This window comes from Acinetobacter lwoffii (assembly GCF_049367455.1).
GTDB lineage: Bacteria > Pseudomonadota > Gammaproteobacteria > Pseudomonadales > Moraxellaceae > Acinetobacter > Acinetobacter lwoffii_W.
In genome coordinates this window covers 2,728,116-2,745,896 of sequence record NZ_JBMPXW010000001.1, presented here as the reverse complement: position 1 = coordinate 2,745,896, position 17,781 = coordinate 2,728,116, and the positions used below count along the sequence as shown (strand labels likewise).

The window sequence follows — 17,781 nt, the reverse complement described above, 5'->3', positions numbered from 1 at the left end:
TCTGTAGATCCCTTTACCTAGCTTACAGCTTAATAAACAAATACTCTTTTCCGTATAATCATACTGTAACACCCTTTAGTACTTACCTAAGCCTTTAGAGAAATTCAACTGTATTTAAAGCCAGCGTTTGAAATAAACAGGAAATAAAAAACCGGATCAGGTCGATCCGGTTTTTTATGAATATTGATGTTATACGCTGAGCATACTATTGAGTGTCTCAGACACGTTTTTAGATTTAACCAGTGGCTTTAAGGTTTCAAGCTGTGCTTTCACTTCACTGCGTTGCGGTTCTGCCAAGGTATACCAGCGTGACAATACCTGTAGCAAACGTGAGCCCACGATCGGATTTTTCTCATCCAGATATTTCGCCAGACCAATAAAATGCTGTACGCCAAAGCTCCAGGTATTGACTGGGTTGGCATTCAGACCCCCACTGACTGCACGGATACGGTTAGGCACCGCCAAATCATAATCCGGATGCTGGGTCAGATACGCAATGGTTTCATCTGTTGCTTTTGGATGGGCTGCCTGAACCATAAACCATTGGTCTAAAGACAAGGCTTCATCTTCAAAGCAGCTATAGAAATCTGCCAGAGCTTCTTCTGCTTGTGGTGCATCATTCCAGACCAAGACTTTCAGCGCACCCAAACGTTCAGACATATTGCCTGTATGATACTGCTCATAGGCCAAGTCAAAGGCAGATGCATCTCCCTGACGAGCCATCATCGTCAGCATGATGTTTCTTAAGGCGCGCACGCCCATTGCTTGCGAGAATTCAGATTGCAGATCTGGATCCAGACTCAGATAAGTTTCTTTAGCTGTTTCTCCAAAGGCACGGGCCAGAGTATGTAGCAAAGCCTCACGCTTTTCCTGAATCATGGCTGGCTGATAATCCTGATCAATACGGCTGCCCAAGTAACCTTCAGATGGTACATCAAACAGACGTGATGCCAACAGCGGATCTTTCTCAATCACATCCGGCAAGGTATTGAGCATAGCCTCGATATAAATTTCTGCAGGCTGGTCATCCAGCAAGATACGCTCGAGTAAGGTCTGAGTTGCTTGCCACTGGTTAAAACCATTGGTCTCGTATTGCAACAGGAAAGCCAGTTCTTTTTCTGAATAGTCAAAGTCCAGATTCACCGGCGCAGAGAAATTACGCAGCAAGGACACCACCGGTTTTGCTGTCACACCGCTAAATTCGATCGTGGCTTCATCCTGATCAAACAGATACACGCCATCTTTGACGCCATTTTCAAAGAGTGCCTCAGAGTTCAGCGTTAGCTGCTCACCGCTTTCAGCATCAAACAGTGCCAAAGCCACTGGAATGGGTACTGCTTTCAGATTTGGATATTTAGCATGGGTTTTCAGGCTTTGCTTAAAGCTGAGGCGATAGATTTGGGTCTCTACATCATATTCAGCTTTTGCTTGAAGTTTAGGCGTACCTGGCTGGTTGTACCAGGTCAGGAAGTTAGAAAGATCTACACCTGAACCGGCTGTAAGCGCGGCCACCCAATCCTCAACCGTTACCGCCTGACCATCATGACGGCGGAAATACTCATCAGTTCCTTGACGGAATTTTTCCTTGCCAAGCAAGGTCGCCATCATGCGGTTAATTTCCGCACCTTTTTCATAAACAGTGGCAGTATAGAAGTTGTTAATTTCTACAAAATGATCTGGACGCGGTGGATGCGACAACGGGCCTGAATCTTCCGGGAACTGATGTGCTTTCAGAACTGCTACATCATCAATACGCTGTACCGCAGCCGATTGTAAATCTTCCGAGAAAGACTGGTCACGGAATACAGTCAAGCCTTCTTTCAAACATAACTGGAACCAGTCACGACAGGTAATCCGGTTACCAGTCCAGTTATGGAAATATTCATGTGCAATGACTGACTGCACTCGCATGATTGCGGCATCAGTGGTGTACTCTTCATCGGCCAGCACGCATGAAGTATTGAAGATATTCAGACCTTTATTTTCCATGGCACCCATGTTGAATGCACTGGTCGCCACAATCATGTAGTTATCCAGATCATAAGGCAGACCATAATGCTCTTCATCCCAGCGCATGGAATGTTTGAGCGCTTCCATGGCAATCTTACATTTTGGAATATCTTTTTCTTCTGCGTAGATTTCCAGAGCCACATTGCGGCCTTCTGACGTGACATAGGAATCTTTCATCACTGCCAAATCACCAATGACACAGGCGAACAAATAGCTCGGTTTCTTGGTCGGATCCTGCCACACGGCATAATGACGATTGGCATCGACTTCACCTGTTTCCAGCAGGTTACCATTTGCAAGCAAAACCGGATATTTCTTATCTGCTTCGACACGCGTCGTAAAGACCGACAACACATCAGGACGGTCTGGATAGAAAGTAATTTTACGGAACCCTTCTGGTTCATTTTGGGTCACAAACAGATCTGAACTGGCCTGATATAAACCTTCCAGCATCGTATTACTTTCAGGGTGGATTTTAACCACAATTTCAAGCAACACTTGATCAGGCGCATTGGCAATCACCAGTTGTTCAGCATCCAAGTGGTAGTCACTGGCATTCAGGGTTTGACCATTTAACTTAATCGATTGCAGCTCTAGATCGCGGCCAAGCAGAACCAGATCGCCAGCAGTTTGGCGCTGCATCTCCAGCTTGCTGCTGACCAGACTGTGGTCACTATAGACTTGAATATTCAGGTCGATGGAATCAACAATAAAGGAAGGTTTTTGATAGTCTTTTAAATAAATGGTTTGATCCGCTTCGATCACCGGGTTTGCCGCAATATTCATGTCCTGTCCTAATCTTTTATCGTGTTCGACATTGTTCATGTCAAAATCATACGCCAAGTTTTAAACGCTGTCTGTGCATTTGTATTGTTAGATCTAATATGGGCATTTCATGCACCACTTTCAATGCATTCTGCCTAATTGAGCAGCACTCGACTCTACATAAGAAATATCTGTGCCATAAAAATAGTCAGGATCATAATTTCTGACATTTTCATAAATAACTGATTTAAAAATATATAATTTTATTTGCTGAGTACCGAATAAATTCTGATTAATAAATGAGCACACTTCTTGCTACAGTTAAACCGTGTTTTTCCACACTTCCAATGAAAGAATAATGATAACGATGATGAGGTGAGCCATGTATTTAAAACAGCATGTTGTACGGATCGAAAATATCAAAACTTTGCAGACCCTGGATCAGGCCAATATTGACCATAAAGTGATAGCCCTGTTGATGAGCTGTGAAGGCATTCCGCTTCAGGCCCATGAAGTGACTGCCATTCTCAACACCTACGATGCACTCGGTGCCAAAAAAGTGCCCTCTAAAAAGGTTCAGGCCTTAATTCATGCCAAACACCGCGGCGAGGAGGACGACACATTACCCTGCCCGGTTTAAAAAACGTCATTTCATGTTTTTAAAATCAGAGCTACTTCGGTAGCTCTTCTCTTGTTTGGGTGACTAATTTTGATTTAGAAAAATTGCACCAGTCCACTACGTTTGCATCTCATCAGCCGTGTATAATCAAATGCCCTTCCATTCTAGAGTTGCTCGCGACCATGGTATTCAGTGTTCTGCAAAAACAGCTTGATGAAAGTACTCACTGCCCATTGTGTAAGGCATCGATGTATTGGATTGAGGCAGAACAATATGATCAGGAGCTGAGCTATCATGAATGCAGCCATTGCCAGCATCAGCTTTACTCCGATCAAAAGCACAATTGTTATTGCGAACAATGTCTGGCGCAGCGTAAACGCATGCTCAAGGAAGTCCGTTTACAGGAAAACCGTCAATATCATAAAAAGCAGGATCGGCCGGTTCTTGAGCTGAATCAGCTCAGTTTTATCAATAAACTGTTTTTACTTGCGATTCTGGATGAACAGGTGCAGGAATATAGCCAACACCGTGAATATATTGACTGGCATCAAATTCGATATTATTCCATCAGTCCCAATTATCTGTTCCAACATGGTCTGGTGAAAAGCCTGATCCGGGATCAGGTTCTGATTCCCAAAGATCTCCAGCAGGAAAATCAGCATTATTATATTAATGTGCGACTGGATGGTTATTCTGAACCGACCCTGTTCAGTATCACCCAGCAGCTGCGCAACTGGTTTTATCAAAACCTGAGCCAAGGTGTGCCCTTTAAAAGTGCAGATGAAGTCAAAGATGCACTCTATTGCCTGCTATATGAAGAAATCATTCAGTTTGCCCAATTCTATTGCCGTAGCTGGAATGTGCAAATTGCCGGAAATCAGAGCTTTCAGACCTTTTGCTATCGTCTTTTGGATGTACTGGCTGTGGGTCAGATTTATTATCTGGTGCAGACCGGGCTGGAATATCTATATAAACAAAAAGCCCTCAAGCCCCGCAATGAAAACTTTATTAATACCAATCTGCTGAAAAAAACCTTGCAGCAGTACCGCGAACGTTCAGTTACAGAAAAATGGGAAACCTCTACCCTGCCGCGTCCACCGCAACTGGCATTCAGCAAGATGAGCGAAATCCTGTTTTATCGGTTTTTGGGCTATGATGAAAATATCTTCTTTCAGCCGGTGTGGCGTTCGTGGCACAAGATCGAACCTCGCCTGAAATTCTATTCCCAAAAACGTTGTATGCATTGCGGCTCACAGGAACTGTCGGTGGATTATGATGCCAGTGACTATGTCAGCCTGTTCTGTCGTAGCTGCAAGCATCAAGACCATTATTTTACCCGCTGACCGAATACAACGAATCTTTCTCTTATTCTAAATGACCATTATGACGACTTCTACGCAAGCACTACAGCAAACGCTTCTGGATCAGATCTGTGAGGCCTGGTTGAAACTTCAGCAACAGCAGCCCCTGGTGCATATCATGTCCAATACGGTGGCCAGCAACTATGTCGCCAATATTGTACTGGCTGCGCATGCTTCTCCGGCCATGATCGACAATCCGTTTGAAGCTGAAAGTTTTGCCAAGACTGCTACAGCGATCAGTCTGAATCTGGGTACACCGACGACAGAGCAGGTTCAGGCGATGCAGCTTGCTGCGAAAACTGCACATCAATTGCAAAAACCGTGGGTGCTTGATCCGGTCGGTTATGGAACAGTTCTGCGCTGGCGTTCTGGCGTCGTAGATCAGTTGATGCATTCCCAGCCTACGATTTTACGAGGCAATGCTTCTGAAATTGGTGCTTTGGCTGGCAAGCAGATCGAGTCCAAGGGTGTAGACAGCACAGTAGACAGTGCGGATGTTTATTTACAGGCGCGAAGTTTGCTGGATCATTGTGAATGCATCGCAATCTCCGGTGAATCTGATTACATTATTTCGAAAGACTATCCTGTGATACAGGTGTCAGGCGGTTCTGCTTTACAGCCCCGAATCACGGCGATGGGATGTGCACTCGGGGCACTAATTGCTGCCTATAGTGCAGTAACGTCCCCAGCCCTTGCTGCATTAACGGCACATGTACATTTTGCAATTGCCGGTCAATTGGCATTTGAACGTGCGCAACAGTTAGGCAGTTTTAATGTCGCCTTTCTGGATGAAATCCACCAACTCAATACTGAAACAATCCGAAAATACGCCAACTTTAAAATTCTGCCAGAATCCATTTAGTTTACTGGTCGCTTCACAGGGTGTTTGTTCTCCTGAATAGATAAACGCCCCTATTTAGATTGATCCTGCCCATTTGCTCTATTGATCTCCTTAGAAATGTTTTGTCTAGCTCTTTCGGAGATCATTTTTGAGTAGTTTTATTCTGAACTGAGTAGGCTTCATACCACTTATCTAGCGATTTCCACACAAACGGTTTCCATTTTACTTAAGATCTGTTTGCATCATGCAAATCTAGTTCATGTGAATTGTAGTTTAATTTTTTGTCAGTATTTAAATATGACTTTTAAGTTTTGATTAACAGGTTACATAAATCAATATTTAAAGCCTGATCATGCTTATTTTTGATTGCTGATTTGACTTTTTCGGCTTTAAAATTTCAGTGCAATACTAGGATATTCAGCTCAATCGGGAACATGACTAATAGTATGAATAGACTAATAAAAATCAGTTCAAACAATGAGCTAACTTTGATTTCAATAAGTCAGCTTTACAAATATGCATTAAAAAAGCCAGCTGCCACTAAAGCAACTGACTTTTAAGATTTGAATAAATAACGTGTTTAAAACACCTATTTAACCTGCGTAATGAATGCTGACCGACTTGATACGATTGCTTTCAATTTCAGTGACTTTGAACTGTACACCTTGATAATTTAACTCGGTGCCCACGTCAACCGTACTGTTGGTTTTATCCAGAATCAAACCCGCAACACTGATATAACCGGCATCTTCATCAATCAGATCAATCATGCCAAGTTCCAGTTCAAGCTGATAAAGATCTAACATGCCCGATGCGATCCAGTGCGTATCATCCACTTTCACCAGATCCAGCTGTTCATCTGCATCCGGGAATTCACCGGCAATTGCTTCAAATACATCTAGCGGTGAAATCAGACCCTGTACATTACCAAACTCGTCACTCACCAAGACCAAAGAACCTTTAGAGGTACGCAAGGTATTAATCGCGTCAATAACTTTCATCTTTTCAAAGATATAAATTGGGCGATGACGTTTAATCAGTGCTTTTAATTCTTCCGGCTCTTCCAGTACATCCAATAATTCTTTGGCACGTACTACGCTAATCACCTTATCTAGGCTACCGCGACATACCGGGAACAGACTGTGTGGAACAGACAGAATTTTTTCACGGATCTGTTCTGGGCTATCTTCCAGATCAACCCATGAAATCTGACCGCGCGGCGTCATGATCGAAGCGACTGAACGCTCTGCAAGGGTAAGCACCCCACCAATCATATAGCGTTCTTCATCTGCAAAGGTTTCTTGTGCCTGATTATTTTGACTGTCGGTCGTCTCTAGCTTGCCACCCATTAACTTCAGGATCGAGTCAGCCGTACGATGACGCAAAGGAATCTTGGATTCATGTTTAGCAGCATTACGCTGACCGAACTGGTTGAATGCTTCGATTATGATCGCAACACCAATACCTGAATAGATATAGCCTTTTGGAATATGGAAACCAAAACCTTCTGCAATCAGGCTGATACCAATCAAAAGTAGGAAGCTTAAACACAGAATCACCACGGTTGGATGGCGATTCACAAAGTTGGTCAATGGTTTCGATGCCAGTAGCATCACGCCCATTGCGACAATCATGGCAGCCATCATGACATAAATATTGTCGACCATACCAATGGCGGTAATCACTGAATCTAAAGAGAAAACAGCATCTAAAACAACAATCTGTGCAACAACAGCAGTGAAACTTGCATATACCACATTGGTAGACACTGTGACTTCAGGTTTACCTTCAATCTTTTCATGCAGCTCAGTAACGGCCTTATACACCAGGAACAAGCCACCAAATAACAAGATCAGGTCCCGACCGGAGAAGATCCAGTCAAACACAGTAATCAATGGTTGTGTCAAAGTGACCAACCAGGCAATGGCAAATAACAGGCCTAGACGCATGAATAATGCGAGAGACAAACCAATAACACGTGCTTTATCGCGTTGTTCAGGAGGAAGTTTTTCAGCCAGAATGGCAATGAAGACTAGGTTATCAATACCTAAAACAATTTCAAGAATAATAAGAGTAATTAAACCTACCCAGATTCCGGGATCTAATAAAAATTCCATTAGAGAATGACCCCGTTCGAGTAAGCTAGAAATAGAGATGGAAGATCAACGCACGGCGAGGGATCCATTAAAATTTAACCTATGCAACTTAAGACTATTCCATTATGCATAAACTGAGTATTTTGTAATGTATTAATTTACAAAAAAATTACATGATCATGATTTTATTGAGACTTTTATGATCAACTGATTGATGCTGAAACTGATTAATTTTAATTTTTTCTACATCATTTATTCGAATTGAATTAAAAATAAACAGAATTTAGTTTGATTAGACCATTACTTTTAAGGTCACTTAAAGATTAGAGCATAAACTATTTTTTTATTGAAAGAACAATCACTTAAAAATATAGCTGTAAATAATCATTTACTATATTGACTAAAACCACTCAATCACCCTATATTTCTTAAATCGATTAATTTATTGAAATACAATTATTTGCATTAAAACCTATTCAGACAGGCTGCTTAAGAACAATAAAAAGTCTTGGAAAACATTTCTACTCACGAAATACATAATGAGGAATTAAATTTATACAAAATATTATCGCCTTTCATCCGATTTTAAAGAACAATCTTCGCGCCAGATAAGGCTCACATGCAGAACTGATCAACTCCTTGGGATGTTAAGCAAAACTAAAAAGTGTTAGCGCTTTAACATTTTTAAAATAAAGGTTGAAATATGCATAAACTTTTTCATAAAATGAACGGGCCCTAGAAAAATAAATACAAGGAACATTTCATGACTAAGAAATATGCAAAATTTTTGCCGTGTACGGAAGAATTTAATTTAGAAAACTTTCCATATTATTGGGTAACTCAGGTTCATGCTCAATACGTCGTTAATGTCGATCATGCACTAAAAAAGTATGGTGTTGACAATTCCCGCCGCCGCATCCTTCTTGCACTAAAAGCCAAACCGCATGCCAGTGTTTCTGATTTGTCAGAGATGGTTGTTTCTAAAATGTCGACCACGACTAAAATTGTCTACCGCTTAAAAGACGAAGGTCTGGTTGAAACCTATTCATGTGAGGATGACGCACGGATTACCCGAGTATTTTTGACTGACAAAGGCATGCAAATGACACATAAGATCAATGATCTGACCAATGTCGTACTGGAACAGTCATTTGAAGGCCTGACGCCTTTGCAAATTGAAAAAACCATGGAAAGTTTACGTCATATTTTCAAAAATTTAGCTCGTTAAAGACCTACTTTTTATTTTAAATAGACGCTGGCGAATTGGCGCATACTTTATAATAATAAATAATTCGCCAGAGCTTTCTAAAAATCAAAAAAGTTCAGTTGTGGACTGACTTTTTTGATTTTTTCTTTTGGTACATGTGAGCATTCAAAATCTTCTACCGGAAAGCCCTCTACAAAGCTACGAATATCCGGATGCCTTAGCGTTAGCCATTCTTGCAGTCGCTGCTGTGGAATCACAATAACCGCGCGTTTGATATTACCCGGCTCATGAAACTCCTTCATCATGGGATGGTCAATTGCATCCATGGTAATCATACTGGCAGAGCGTACAATTTCACCTTGTACCCGAGCAATCTCATACACAGCTGCAATAAAAGTCGCCTGACCATCTTTACGTCTTACACCCCAACGCTGCGGTTTATTGTCAAAATATTTGGACTCATAAAATTCCGATACTGGAATGACGCCAAAATGACATTTGGCGGTGGCTTCAGCGAAGGTGGGCCTTTGCAGTAAGGTTTCATTTCTGGCGTTATAGGTCTTGGTGCCTATAGTTTTGTCTTCTGCCCATTTCGGAATGAGTCCAAAATTCACAGAACGCCATTCCAGTCCTTGAGCTGAATGAAATAAAAGCGGTGTAGCATAATTGGGATAGACCTCCTCTGGATATTCAAAAGGAATTTCTGGCAATCCCAGATTATGCAACTGCTCTAAGGTTAAAGGCTTAAAGTTGGCGCACATGGTTCATATATGTAAATCATTCGACCATCAGATTATACCGTGATGCCAAGTCGAAGCCTGTCGTATTTCTATAGTTTTAGGCGCGTTGACTGTTATGAATTCGGGACAGTCAACCAATGTGTCCGGGTAAATTCCTCAAAAATCCAGCGGCCATTAAAACGACCCAATCCTGAATTTTTCTCGCCGCCAAAGGGTGCATTTGACTGATCTGCAACACTAATGCCATTAATATGTGTCATCCCAATATCCAGTTGTGCGGCAAAAGCAGTGCCTCGATCGATGTTTGAAGTACATACTGCACTGGATAAGCCAAACTCGGTCGCATTGGCTAGGTTTAAAGCATGCGCTTCATCCCGGGCTTTTAAGATAGGTAAAATCGGACCGAAGCTTTCTTGCTGCGCCAGATCGGAATCTTCCGCGACATCAATAAAAATATGTGGATAAACCAGATTCCCTTCAATTCCTCCTTCATAGACCAGTTGTGCGCCCTGCTCGCTGCCTGTTTGAATGATCTGTTGATGCTTTTCAACCTGACTCTGGTTAATGATTGGACCAATCACTGTATCTTCCAGATTTGGATCACCCACCGGAATCATTTTGATCCGATCCAGGAGCTTATCTACATAAGCATCATGGATAGAGGCATCGACAATGACCCGGTTAGTACTCATACAAATTTGTCCCTGATGCATAAAACGCCCCATCAGCGTTAGTTCAACCGCAAGATCAAGATCGGCATCATCCAGAATGACCAAAGGTGCATTGCCACCCAGTTCGAGTGCCAGACGCTTGATTCGGGAACTGGATAAGGCTTTACTGCCTACACTTTTCCCCACTTCAGTCGAACCGGTAAATGAAATCATTTTCGGCACTGAATGCTCAACAAAATAATCCCCGATTTCACTACCAGCCCCGGCAACGATATTCAGTGCACCTGCAGCTAAACCTGCTTCTTCAAATAGCTTGCCGATTAAGGTACCGCCAGTCACCGGGGTATCACTGGCCGGCTTCAATACAACGGTATTACCACAGGCAATTGCAGTCGCCACTGAGCGTAAGGATAAATGAAATGGAAAGTTCCATGGACTAATGACAGCAATCACGCCTAAGGGCTTGCGCAAAACCATACTTTTACGTGCCGGATCCTTACTTTCCAGCTGTTCTGTTTGGATCCAGTCTGGAAAAGCCAGACTTTCCTGAATGATGCCCAGAGCAGCATCCACCTCAACGCCGGCTTTAATGCGCGTACTGCCTGATTCAATAATGAGCCAGTCAATGATTTCGTCCCGACGCTGCTGAATGATCGCGATTAAATTTTGCAGCACTGTTTTACGTACTTCAATGGATTTCAAGCCCCCTTGCTGGAAAGCCTGCTCTGCTGCGGTATAAGCACTGTCGACATCGACAGAACTGGCAGCTGCCATGCTAAAAATTTCGCTCTGGGTATAGGGGTTGATATTTTTTATTGTTCTGGTTGAAGTACCGGCTTGCCACTGACCATGAATAAACTGCTGGTCTAAATTTTGATATACCGTTGTCATTTTATTGTTTCCTCGCATGCTTTGCCCCACTTTAAAAGTTCGGCTGGAAAATTTCTAGTCAGAACGACAGCGGCTTACCATTAGACAATAAAAAAGCCTCCGAAGAGGCTTTTTAAGCTAGACAGGATTAATCACCTTTATAACCTTTTAACTTTAAACGCGCTGCATGTAGAAGCGGCTCAGTATAACCTGATGGCTGCTCACCACCTTTAAAGATCAGGTCAGATGCTGCCTGGAATGCAATATTGTTGGCAAAGTCAGCAGACATTGGCGTATACAATGGATCATTGGCATTTTGCTCATCCACAATTTTCGCCATACGTTGCATAACTTCTTCTACTTGCTCGCGACTTACGATACCGTGACGCAACCAGTTCGCAACGTGTTGTGAAGAAATACGTAGAGTCGCACGGTCTTCCATTAAACCGACATCATTGATGTCTGGCACTTTAGAACAACCTACACCCAAATCTACCCAACGAACCACATAACCTAAAATACCTTGACAGTTATTTTCGAGTTCTTTGGTTTTTTCTTCTTCTGACCAGTTAGTGTCTTTCGCCAATGGCGGTGTCAACAAATCATCCAGAGATAAAGGTTGAGTCGACAATAGCTCTTGCTGACGGTCTGCAACATTAATCTGGTGATAGTGAATCGCGTGGATCACCGCACCTGTAGGTGATGGAACCCATGCACAGCTCGCACCCGCTTCAGGATGTTCAGTTTTGGTTTTGTACATGTCAAGCAGCATGTCTGGCTTTGGCCACATGCCTTTACCAATCTGTGCTTTACCACGTAAACCCGCTTGCAGACCGATCATCACGTTACGGTTTTCATAAGCTGGGAACCAGATTTGGCCTTTTACTTCGCCTTTACGAACGAATGGACCAGCTTCCATAAAGGTATGGATTTCATCGCCGGTACGGTCCATGAAACCTGTATTGATGAAGATCGTACGATCTTTGGCTTGTGCAATACAGTTCTTCAAGTTCACAGAAGTACGGCGTTCTTCATCCATGATCCCGATTTTTAAAGTTTTTGCAGGTAAGCCAAGTGCCTGTTCGGCACGTTCAAACAATTCAACGGCAAATGCCACTTCTTCAGGACCATGCATTTTCGGCTTAACGATATACATTGAACCTTGACGCGAGTTCTTGATCGTGTTTTCACCTTTGATGTCTGCGAAAGACAACAATGGCGTAACCAGTGCATCCATGATGCCTTCATAGATCTCTGCGCCATCTACCAGAATCGCCGGGTTTGTCATTAAATGACCAACGTTACGCAGCAACATCAATGAGCGGCCATGAACTTTAGTTTCACCACCTTCTACATTTTTGAAAGTGCGGTCTTCATTCAGTTTACGGGTAACAGTTTTACCGTTTTTCTCAATAGACTCTTCTAAAGTACCTTTCATCAAGCCTAACCAATTACGGTAGCCTTCCACTTTTTCTTCAGCATCAACGGCTGCAATCGAGTCTTCCAAGTCCTGAATGGTCGTAACTGCCGCTTCAAGAACGACGTCTTTTACGCCTGCTGCGTCAGTTTGACCAATCGAACTATTGGCATCAATCTGGATGATTGCGTGCAAGCCATTATTTTTAAGTACGATTTCAGTCGGTGCTGAAGCTTCGCCATTGTAACCAACGAATTTAGCGGCATCTGCCACAGTTGTTTTTGAACCGTCTTTTAGGGTAACAACCAGTGCATTAGCTTCAACTGCGTATTGAGTTGCGTCTGCATGCGAACCTTGTGCCAGTGGGAAAGTTTCGTCGAGGAAATTCTTGGCAAATGCGACAACTTTTTCACCACGTTTCGGGTTATAGCCTTTGCCTTTTTCCGCACCATCTTCTTCAGAGATGACATCGAAACCGTAAAGTGCATCGTACAAAGAACCCCAACGTGCGTTTGCAGCGTTCAAGCAGTAACGTGCATTACGTACTGGTACCACCAACTGTGGACCTGCCAGTATTGCAATTTCTTCGTCTACATTTTCAGTGCTGATTTGAAAATCTTCTACTTCTGGTAACAAGTAGCCAATTTCAGTCAAGAAAGCTTTGTAAGCTTGTAATTCAAATGTGTTATTGCGGTGCCATTCATCAATTTTCGCCTGAATGTCATCACGCTTAGCCAAAAGTGCTTTATTTTTAGGGCTAAGATCAACAACGACTTGTTCAAAGTTTTTCCAGTATGTTTCGCTGTCTAAACCAGAACCTGGTAATGCTTCATTTTCGATGAAATCGTAAAGTTCTTTAGCAATCGCTAACTTGCCTTTTTGAATACGTGCAGTCATTGTCTTTCCTGATATTGCTACTTTTTATACAAGAGATTCTAGTATACCGATTAAAATCTAGCTGAATAGTATTATCACATTGCTAAATACTGAGCATTTTTTCCAATATGAATACCCTCATAAACATATTTGATATTTCTCAGTTACAAATAGATATCATTCTGCTAAATACCCTAATGACAGTGTATAAAGTTTTCGAAATGTAGAAATTAGACTTAAGTTCAGATTTTCGAGTAAAAATTATGCATTTTAGTTATACACGATCATATTTAGATCAAGATTAAGCCATGTTTGATCAGGCTTGTCGATAATTTAAGTACCTATTTTTATAAAAAAAAGCGCCAGTAAATAACCAGCGCTTTTATTCTTACTCTCCGTTCACGGAGGCGATTTTCTCAATCTGGCGATGTTCAGAATTCAGGTATTCATCTGACTGCATTTCCAGCAAACGGGAACGGGTCCGTTCAATTTCAAAGGCCAGTTTCTCACCTTGATAAATATCCACGATATTATCTTCCGAGGTTAAGAGTAACTTGACGCCGCGGTCATAAAATTCATCGACCAGATAAATAAAACGGCGTGTTCCATCATTCAGAAAATCGGTCAGGTGCGGCACATTGCTGACCAACACTGTATTATAAATATTGGCGATTTCAATAAAATCAGCTGGACTACGTGGCTTTAAACACAGTTCAGAAAACTCGCACCACAACACATCTTCGGTATGTGACACGGTTTCGACAATACGGTTGTTGATGATAATCGGTTCTTCCGAGCAGGTCTGAGTCTGAGTCAAAGCGCTAAAACGCTGTGCAATCCAGTTTTTATGATCATGCGTCAACGGGAATTTAAACAGTTGTGCCTGTTTTAGAACCCGTAGACGGTAATCGACTCCGGCATCAACATTTAACACCACACAGTTTTTCTTGACCAATTCGATAGTAGGCATAAAACGGTCACGATGAATGCCATTTTTATATAAACCGTCCGGTGCGATATTCGAAGTCGCGACCAAGGTAATACCGCGTTCAAACAGCTTCTGGAATAGATCGCTTAGAATCATCGCATCCGTTACGTTAGATACAAAAAATTCATCAAAACAGATGATGACCGCTTCTTTATAAATCCGATCCGCCACGATATCTAGGGGGTTACGCTGTCCGGATAATTTGTTTAACTCACGATGCACATGCTGCATAAAATGGTGAAAATGCATCCGGGTTTTACGGCGAAACGGAATCGAATCGTAAAACTGATCCATGAGCCAGGTTTTGCCACGTCCTACTCCGCCCCACATATAGACGCCTTTGGGAGATGTCTGACGGCGAAAGCGGCGAAATGCTTTTTTCGATGCCTTAAAACGCTGAATCAATTCCAGCCAGACACGATTCAGTTCATGTACTGCCATTGCCTGTGCTTCATCAGGCATAAACTGTCCCGAAGAGATCGCTTGTGCATAACGTTCTGCAGGAGAAATCGGACTAAAAGCGGTGCTGTGCTGTGAATTAAAATCGGACATAGAATTTCGTACTATTTGGGATCAATTTAATTATAGCGGAGTTTAATCAACACGCTATAACACTTTGGCATAAACAAGCTTAGGCTATTTTATATATTGCCGAGGACTTTGCCCAAACCAGCGTTTAAAGGCATGGTTAAAAGCAGCCGGCTCGGAATAGCCTAATAATTCTGCAATCATTTCAATCGAATACTGTTTGTATTCAATCAGTCGCAAAGCTTTATCTTTAATAATTTCTTCGCGAATCTGCTTATAACTGGTATCACACTGCTGTAACTGATGCCGTAAGGTTCGTTCCGGGATATTCAGCGCCTGTGCCGTTTCAGCCATGCTCGGCATCAGGCCGCTTTGGATCTCCAGATAATCCTGCACACGCTGCACCACAGTCGGCGTCTGCTCATCCTGTTGCAAACGCTCCAGTTCAGCCAGACATTTGGCTTCATAGACAGCAAAAGTGACCGCATCTGCAGAAGGAATTTTAATATCCAACACTGCTTCATCAAACCAGAATGCTGCCCGAGATGCATCAAACTGTACCTGTGTTCCATAATAATCATGATAGACCTTTAAGGTATTCAGATCTTCTGGATAGGCAAATGGCAACTCGATCCGCAAATCAGGTTTGGATAAGCCCATCAATTTGTAGATTTCCCGGATAAACTTAAACGTTCCGGAAATCTCTGCCTGTGCCAGCAACATTCTCAAATGATCATCCTGCTGCTTGGCTCGATAACATAGCGCGCTATGATGCTCGCTTTGCTGCAAGGCCAACTGACCGGTCAAATGCGTCAACTGCTGAAAACGGATCACCTGATTCAATGCATCACGTACCGTAGGACTGGTCACCAGCAACATGAGTAAGGGACCATAACCTGCCAAAGCATAATGCTGGCCAATCAATAATCCCTGTTCAGGTTGGATTTCCTGTCCCACCACCTTAAGCACATCATGTTCCAGACTCGGATGGATCACCGAGCTTGGATCAAAGGCATCTACACGCAGCCCAATGTTTTGCAGTTTCTGATCGACCTCCATGCCAGCCTTGCGCATTCCTTGAATCAAATACATCAGACTGAGAACAGAACGTTTCATAACCATACAAATACAATGTGATTATTCTAGTTGTACTATAAAAATAATGTGTCGGCTATTGCCGTTTAGATCAATTTTCTATCTAATCATCAAGGAGCAAATTACGATAAATATCCAACATTAAAATAAGTAAGGAATTTACTGATGCTAGATTATGCCACCGCTACACGTTCCCATCCCCATACTAAAGTTGCCATTATTGGAGCTAGTTGCGGAGGGATTGCCATGGCAATACGTTTACAACAGCATGGTATTTATGATTTTATTATTCTTGAAAAAGGTAACGATTTTGGCGGAACCTGGCGGGACAATCAGTACCCTGGAGCAGCCTGTGATGTGCAATCACATTTATATTCCTTGTCATTTGCACCGAAAAGCAATTGGTCCAAACGTTATGCGGAAGCACCCGAGATATTTTCTTATATTCAGGATCTGGTGACCGATTATAACCTGCGTGCTTTTTGCCGTTTAAATACCGAAGTACTGGCAGCACATTACCAGGCAGAACGCTGTCTATGGCAATTACAGCTACAGGATCAAAGTATCCTTGAAGCCCAGTTTGTTATATTCGCTTCCGGACCTTTACATATTCCGCAAATCCCAGATATTCTCGGTATTGAGAAATTCCAAGGCAAAGTCTTTCATTCTGCGCAATGGGATCACACTTATGACCCGACTGGCAAAAATGTCGCATCGATTGGAACAGGTGGCAGCGCCATTCAATATATTCCGGAAATTGCCCCGCAATGCAAACATCTGTATGTCATGCAACATACTGCGGCCTGGGTCATTCCTCGTGATGAACGTGCCTACCCCGACCTTGAGAAGAAACTCTTCAAAAAATATGACTGGTTTAGAAAGCTACACCGTGCCCGCCTGTATTGGTCAAATGAATCGCGTATCGTACCGATTGCCAAACCGGGCATTATGAAATTCACCCAAAAACTGGCAGAACTATTCATTAAATATGAGGTCAAAAATCCTGAATTGGCCGAAAAACTGACCCCCCGACTACATCATGGGCTGTAAACGTATTCTGGTTTCGAATAAATACTTCCCGACTTTTAACCGCCACAATGTAGAACTGGTGACCGAGAAGATTCAGGAACTGACTGAACACAGTATCATTACACAAGATGGAAAAGAACGGCCGATTGACTGCCTGATTTATGGCACCGGATTCATTACCGATCCACGTATCTATATGAAGAATTTTCAATGTACCGGGCTCGATGGTGCAGAGCTGAATGAAGTCTGGAAACAAGGCGCTGAAAGCTATTATGGAATTTGCATGAAAGACTTTCCAAACCTGTTTCAGTTACTGGGCCCAAATACCTTATTGGCGCACAACTCTGTGATTTTTATGATTGAGGCACAAGTCGAATATATTTTGCAATTGATGCAACTGGTCGATCAATTCCAAAGCGATGCCATCATGGTCAAAGACCAGGCACAGGATACATTTAATCAGCAGGTGCAACATATGTTTGAAAAGACTGTGTGGCAATCTGGCTGTGTCAGCTGGTATCAACAGGAAGGCGGCAAGAACTTTGCCTTATGGCCAACTTATACCTGGAAATACTGGCTCAAAACAAAAAAACCAAATGTCGCAGATTATCGATTATTGAATAAAGTCGCCTAAAAGCTTTTTACCATCTGACATCAAGCGGTGGCAT

The 17,781-nt window shown here is 42.6% G+C and carries 11 protein-coding genes and 1 pseudogene; 5 read left to right on the top strand and 7 right to left on the bottom strand.

The window, feature by feature from the left end; genetic code table 11:
- Positions 1–189 precede the first annotated feature (189 nt).
- Entirely contained in the window at positions 190–2,796 is a 2,607-nt protein-coding gene (gene pepN, locus ACO1B7_RS13200; protein ID WP_129716673.1) for an aminopeptidase N, read from the bottom strand.
- Between the two features lie 361 nt (positions 2,797–3,157).
- On the opposite strand from pepN, the gene ACO1B7_RS13195 reads away from it, so the two are divergent.
- The 3 genes from ACO1B7_RS13195 to thiM all read left to right on the top strand — a co-directional run bounded on the left by ACO1B7_RS13195 (position 3,158) and on the right by thiM (position 5,617).
- Positions 3,158–3,415 carry a hypothetical protein gene (locus ACO1B7_RS13195; protein ID WP_004278839.1) on the top strand — a complete coding sequence of 86 codons (258 nt, stop codon included), beginning with the start codon at positions 3,158–3,160 and terminating at the stop codon, positions 3,413–3,415.
- Positions 3,416–3,576: 161 nt separating this feature from the next.
- On the top strand, positions 3,577–4,737 hold the full coding sequence (locus ACO1B7_RS13190; RefSeq protein ID WP_005106588.1) for a hypothetical protein: 1,161 nt from the start codon (positions 3,577–3,579) through the stop codon (positions 4,735–4,737).
- Between the two features lie 31 nt (positions 4,738–4,768).
- On the top strand, positions 4,769–5,617 hold the full coding sequence (thiM, locus tag ACO1B7_RS13185; RefSeq protein ID WP_129716671.1) for a hydroxyethylthiazole kinase: 849 nt from the start codon (positions 4,769–4,771) through the stop codon (positions 5,615–5,617).
- 572 nt (positions 5,618–6,189) lie between these two features.
- Here thiM and ACO1B7_RS13180 read toward each other — a convergent pair.
- Positions 6,190–7,713 carry a TerC family protein gene (locus ACO1B7_RS13180; protein WP_423090230.1) on the bottom strand — a complete coding sequence of 508 codons (1,524 nt, stop codon included), beginning with the start codon at positions 7,711–7,713 and terminating at the stop codon, positions 6,190–6,192.
- A 742-nt stretch (positions 7,714–8,455) separates the two neighbouring features.
- On the opposite strand from ACO1B7_RS13180, the gene ACO1B7_RS13175 reads away from it, so the two are divergent.
- Positions 8,456–8,920 carry a MarR family winged helix-turn-helix transcriptional regulator gene (locus tag ACO1B7_RS13175; protein ID WP_004278843.1) on the top strand — a complete coding sequence of 155 codons (465 nt, stop codon included), beginning with the start codon at positions 8,456–8,458 and terminating at the stop codon, positions 8,918–8,920.
- A gap of 77 nt (positions 8,921–8,997) precedes the next feature.
- On the opposite strand, the gene ACO1B7_RS13170 is transcribed toward ACO1B7_RS13175, so the two are convergent.
- The 5 genes from ACO1B7_RS13170 to ACO1B7_RS13150 form a co-directional block, all read right to left on the bottom strand.
- A complete protein-coding gene (locus ACO1B7_RS13170) occupies positions 8,998–9,660 on the bottom strand; it encodes an SOS response-associated peptidase family protein (protein WP_129716667.1) in 663 nt (220 codons plus the stop codon).
- 92 nt (positions 9,661–9,752) lie between these two features.
- The gene (locus tag ACO1B7_RS13165) at positions 9,753–11,201 is read right to left on the bottom strand and encodes an aldehyde dehydrogenase family protein (RefSeq protein WP_129716665.1); all 1,449 of its coding nucleotides are present in this window, start codon (positions 11,199–11,201) and stop codon (positions 9,753–9,755) included.
- 127 nt (positions 11,202–11,328) lie between these two features.
- Positions 11,329–13,494: a malate synthase G gene (locus ACO1B7_RS13160; protein WP_129716663.1), complete on the bottom strand. Its 2,166-nt coding sequence runs from the start codon at positions 13,492–13,494 to the stop codon at positions 11,329–11,331.
- A 367-nt stretch (positions 13,495–13,861) separates the two neighbouring features.
- Positions 13,862–15,013: a cell division protein ZapE gene (zapE, locus tag ACO1B7_RS13155; protein WP_005252217.1), complete on the bottom strand. Its 1,152-nt coding sequence runs from the start codon at positions 15,011–15,013 to the stop codon at positions 13,862–13,864.
- Positions 15,014–15,097: 84 nt separating this feature from the next.
- Positions 15,098–16,105: a helix-turn-helix domain-containing protein gene (locus ACO1B7_RS13150; RefSeq protein WP_004645451.1), complete on the bottom strand. Its 1,008-nt coding sequence runs from the start codon at positions 16,103–16,105 to the stop codon at positions 15,098–15,100.
- A 144-nt stretch (positions 16,106–16,249) separates the two neighbouring features.
- Here ACO1B7_RS13150 and ACO1B7_RS13145 point away from each other — a divergent pair.
- Positions 16,250–17,747: pseudogene (locus ACO1B7_RS13145) on the top strand (flavin-containing monooxygenase).
- The last annotated feature ends 34 nt before the right edge of the window (positions 17,748–17,781 follow it).

Excerpts from the sequence above, each read along its gene's own strand:
- pepN (WP_129716673.1), bottom strand. The coding sequence starts at position 2,796 with ATGAATATTGCGGCAAACCCGGTGATCGAAGCGGATCAAACCATTTAT.
- ACO1B7_RS13195 (WP_004278839.1), top strand. The coding sequence starts at position 3,158 with ATGTATTTAAAACAGCATGTTGTACGGATCGAAAATATCAAAACTTTG.
- ACO1B7_RS13190 (WP_005106588.1), top strand. The coding sequence starts at position 3,577 with ATGGTATTCAGTGTTCTGCAAAAACAGCTTGATGAAAGTACTCACTGC.
- thiM (WP_129716671.1), top strand. The coding sequence starts at position 4,769 with ATGACCATTATGACGACTTCTACGCAAGCACTACAGCAAACGCTTCTG.
- ACO1B7_RS13180 (WP_423090230.1), bottom strand. The coding sequence starts at position 7,713 with ATGGAATTTTTATTAGATCCCGGAATCTGGGTAGGTTTAATTACTCTT.
- ACO1B7_RS13175 (WP_004278843.1), top strand. The coding sequence starts at position 8,456 with ATGACTAAGAAATATGCAAAATTTTTGCCGTGTACGGAAGAATTTAAT.
- ACO1B7_RS13170 (WP_129716667.1), bottom strand. The coding sequence starts at position 9,660 with ATGTGCGCCAACTTTAAGCCTTTAACCTTAGAGCAGTTGCATAATCTG.
- ACO1B7_RS13165 (WP_129716665.1), bottom strand. The coding sequence starts at position 11,201 with ATGACAACGGTATATCAAAATTTAGACCAGCAGTTTATTCATGGTCAG.
- ACO1B7_RS13160 (WP_129716663.1), bottom strand. The coding sequence starts at position 13,494 with ATGACTGCACGTATTCAAAAAGGCAAGTTAGCGATTGCTAAAGAACTT.
- zapE (WP_005252217.1), bottom strand. The coding sequence starts at position 15,013 with ATGTCCGATTTTAATTCACAGCACAGCACCGCTTTTAGTCCGATTTCT.
- ACO1B7_RS13150 (WP_004645451.1), bottom strand. The coding sequence starts at position 16,105 with ATGAAACGTTCTGTTCTCAGTCTGATGTATTTGATTCAAGGAATGCGC.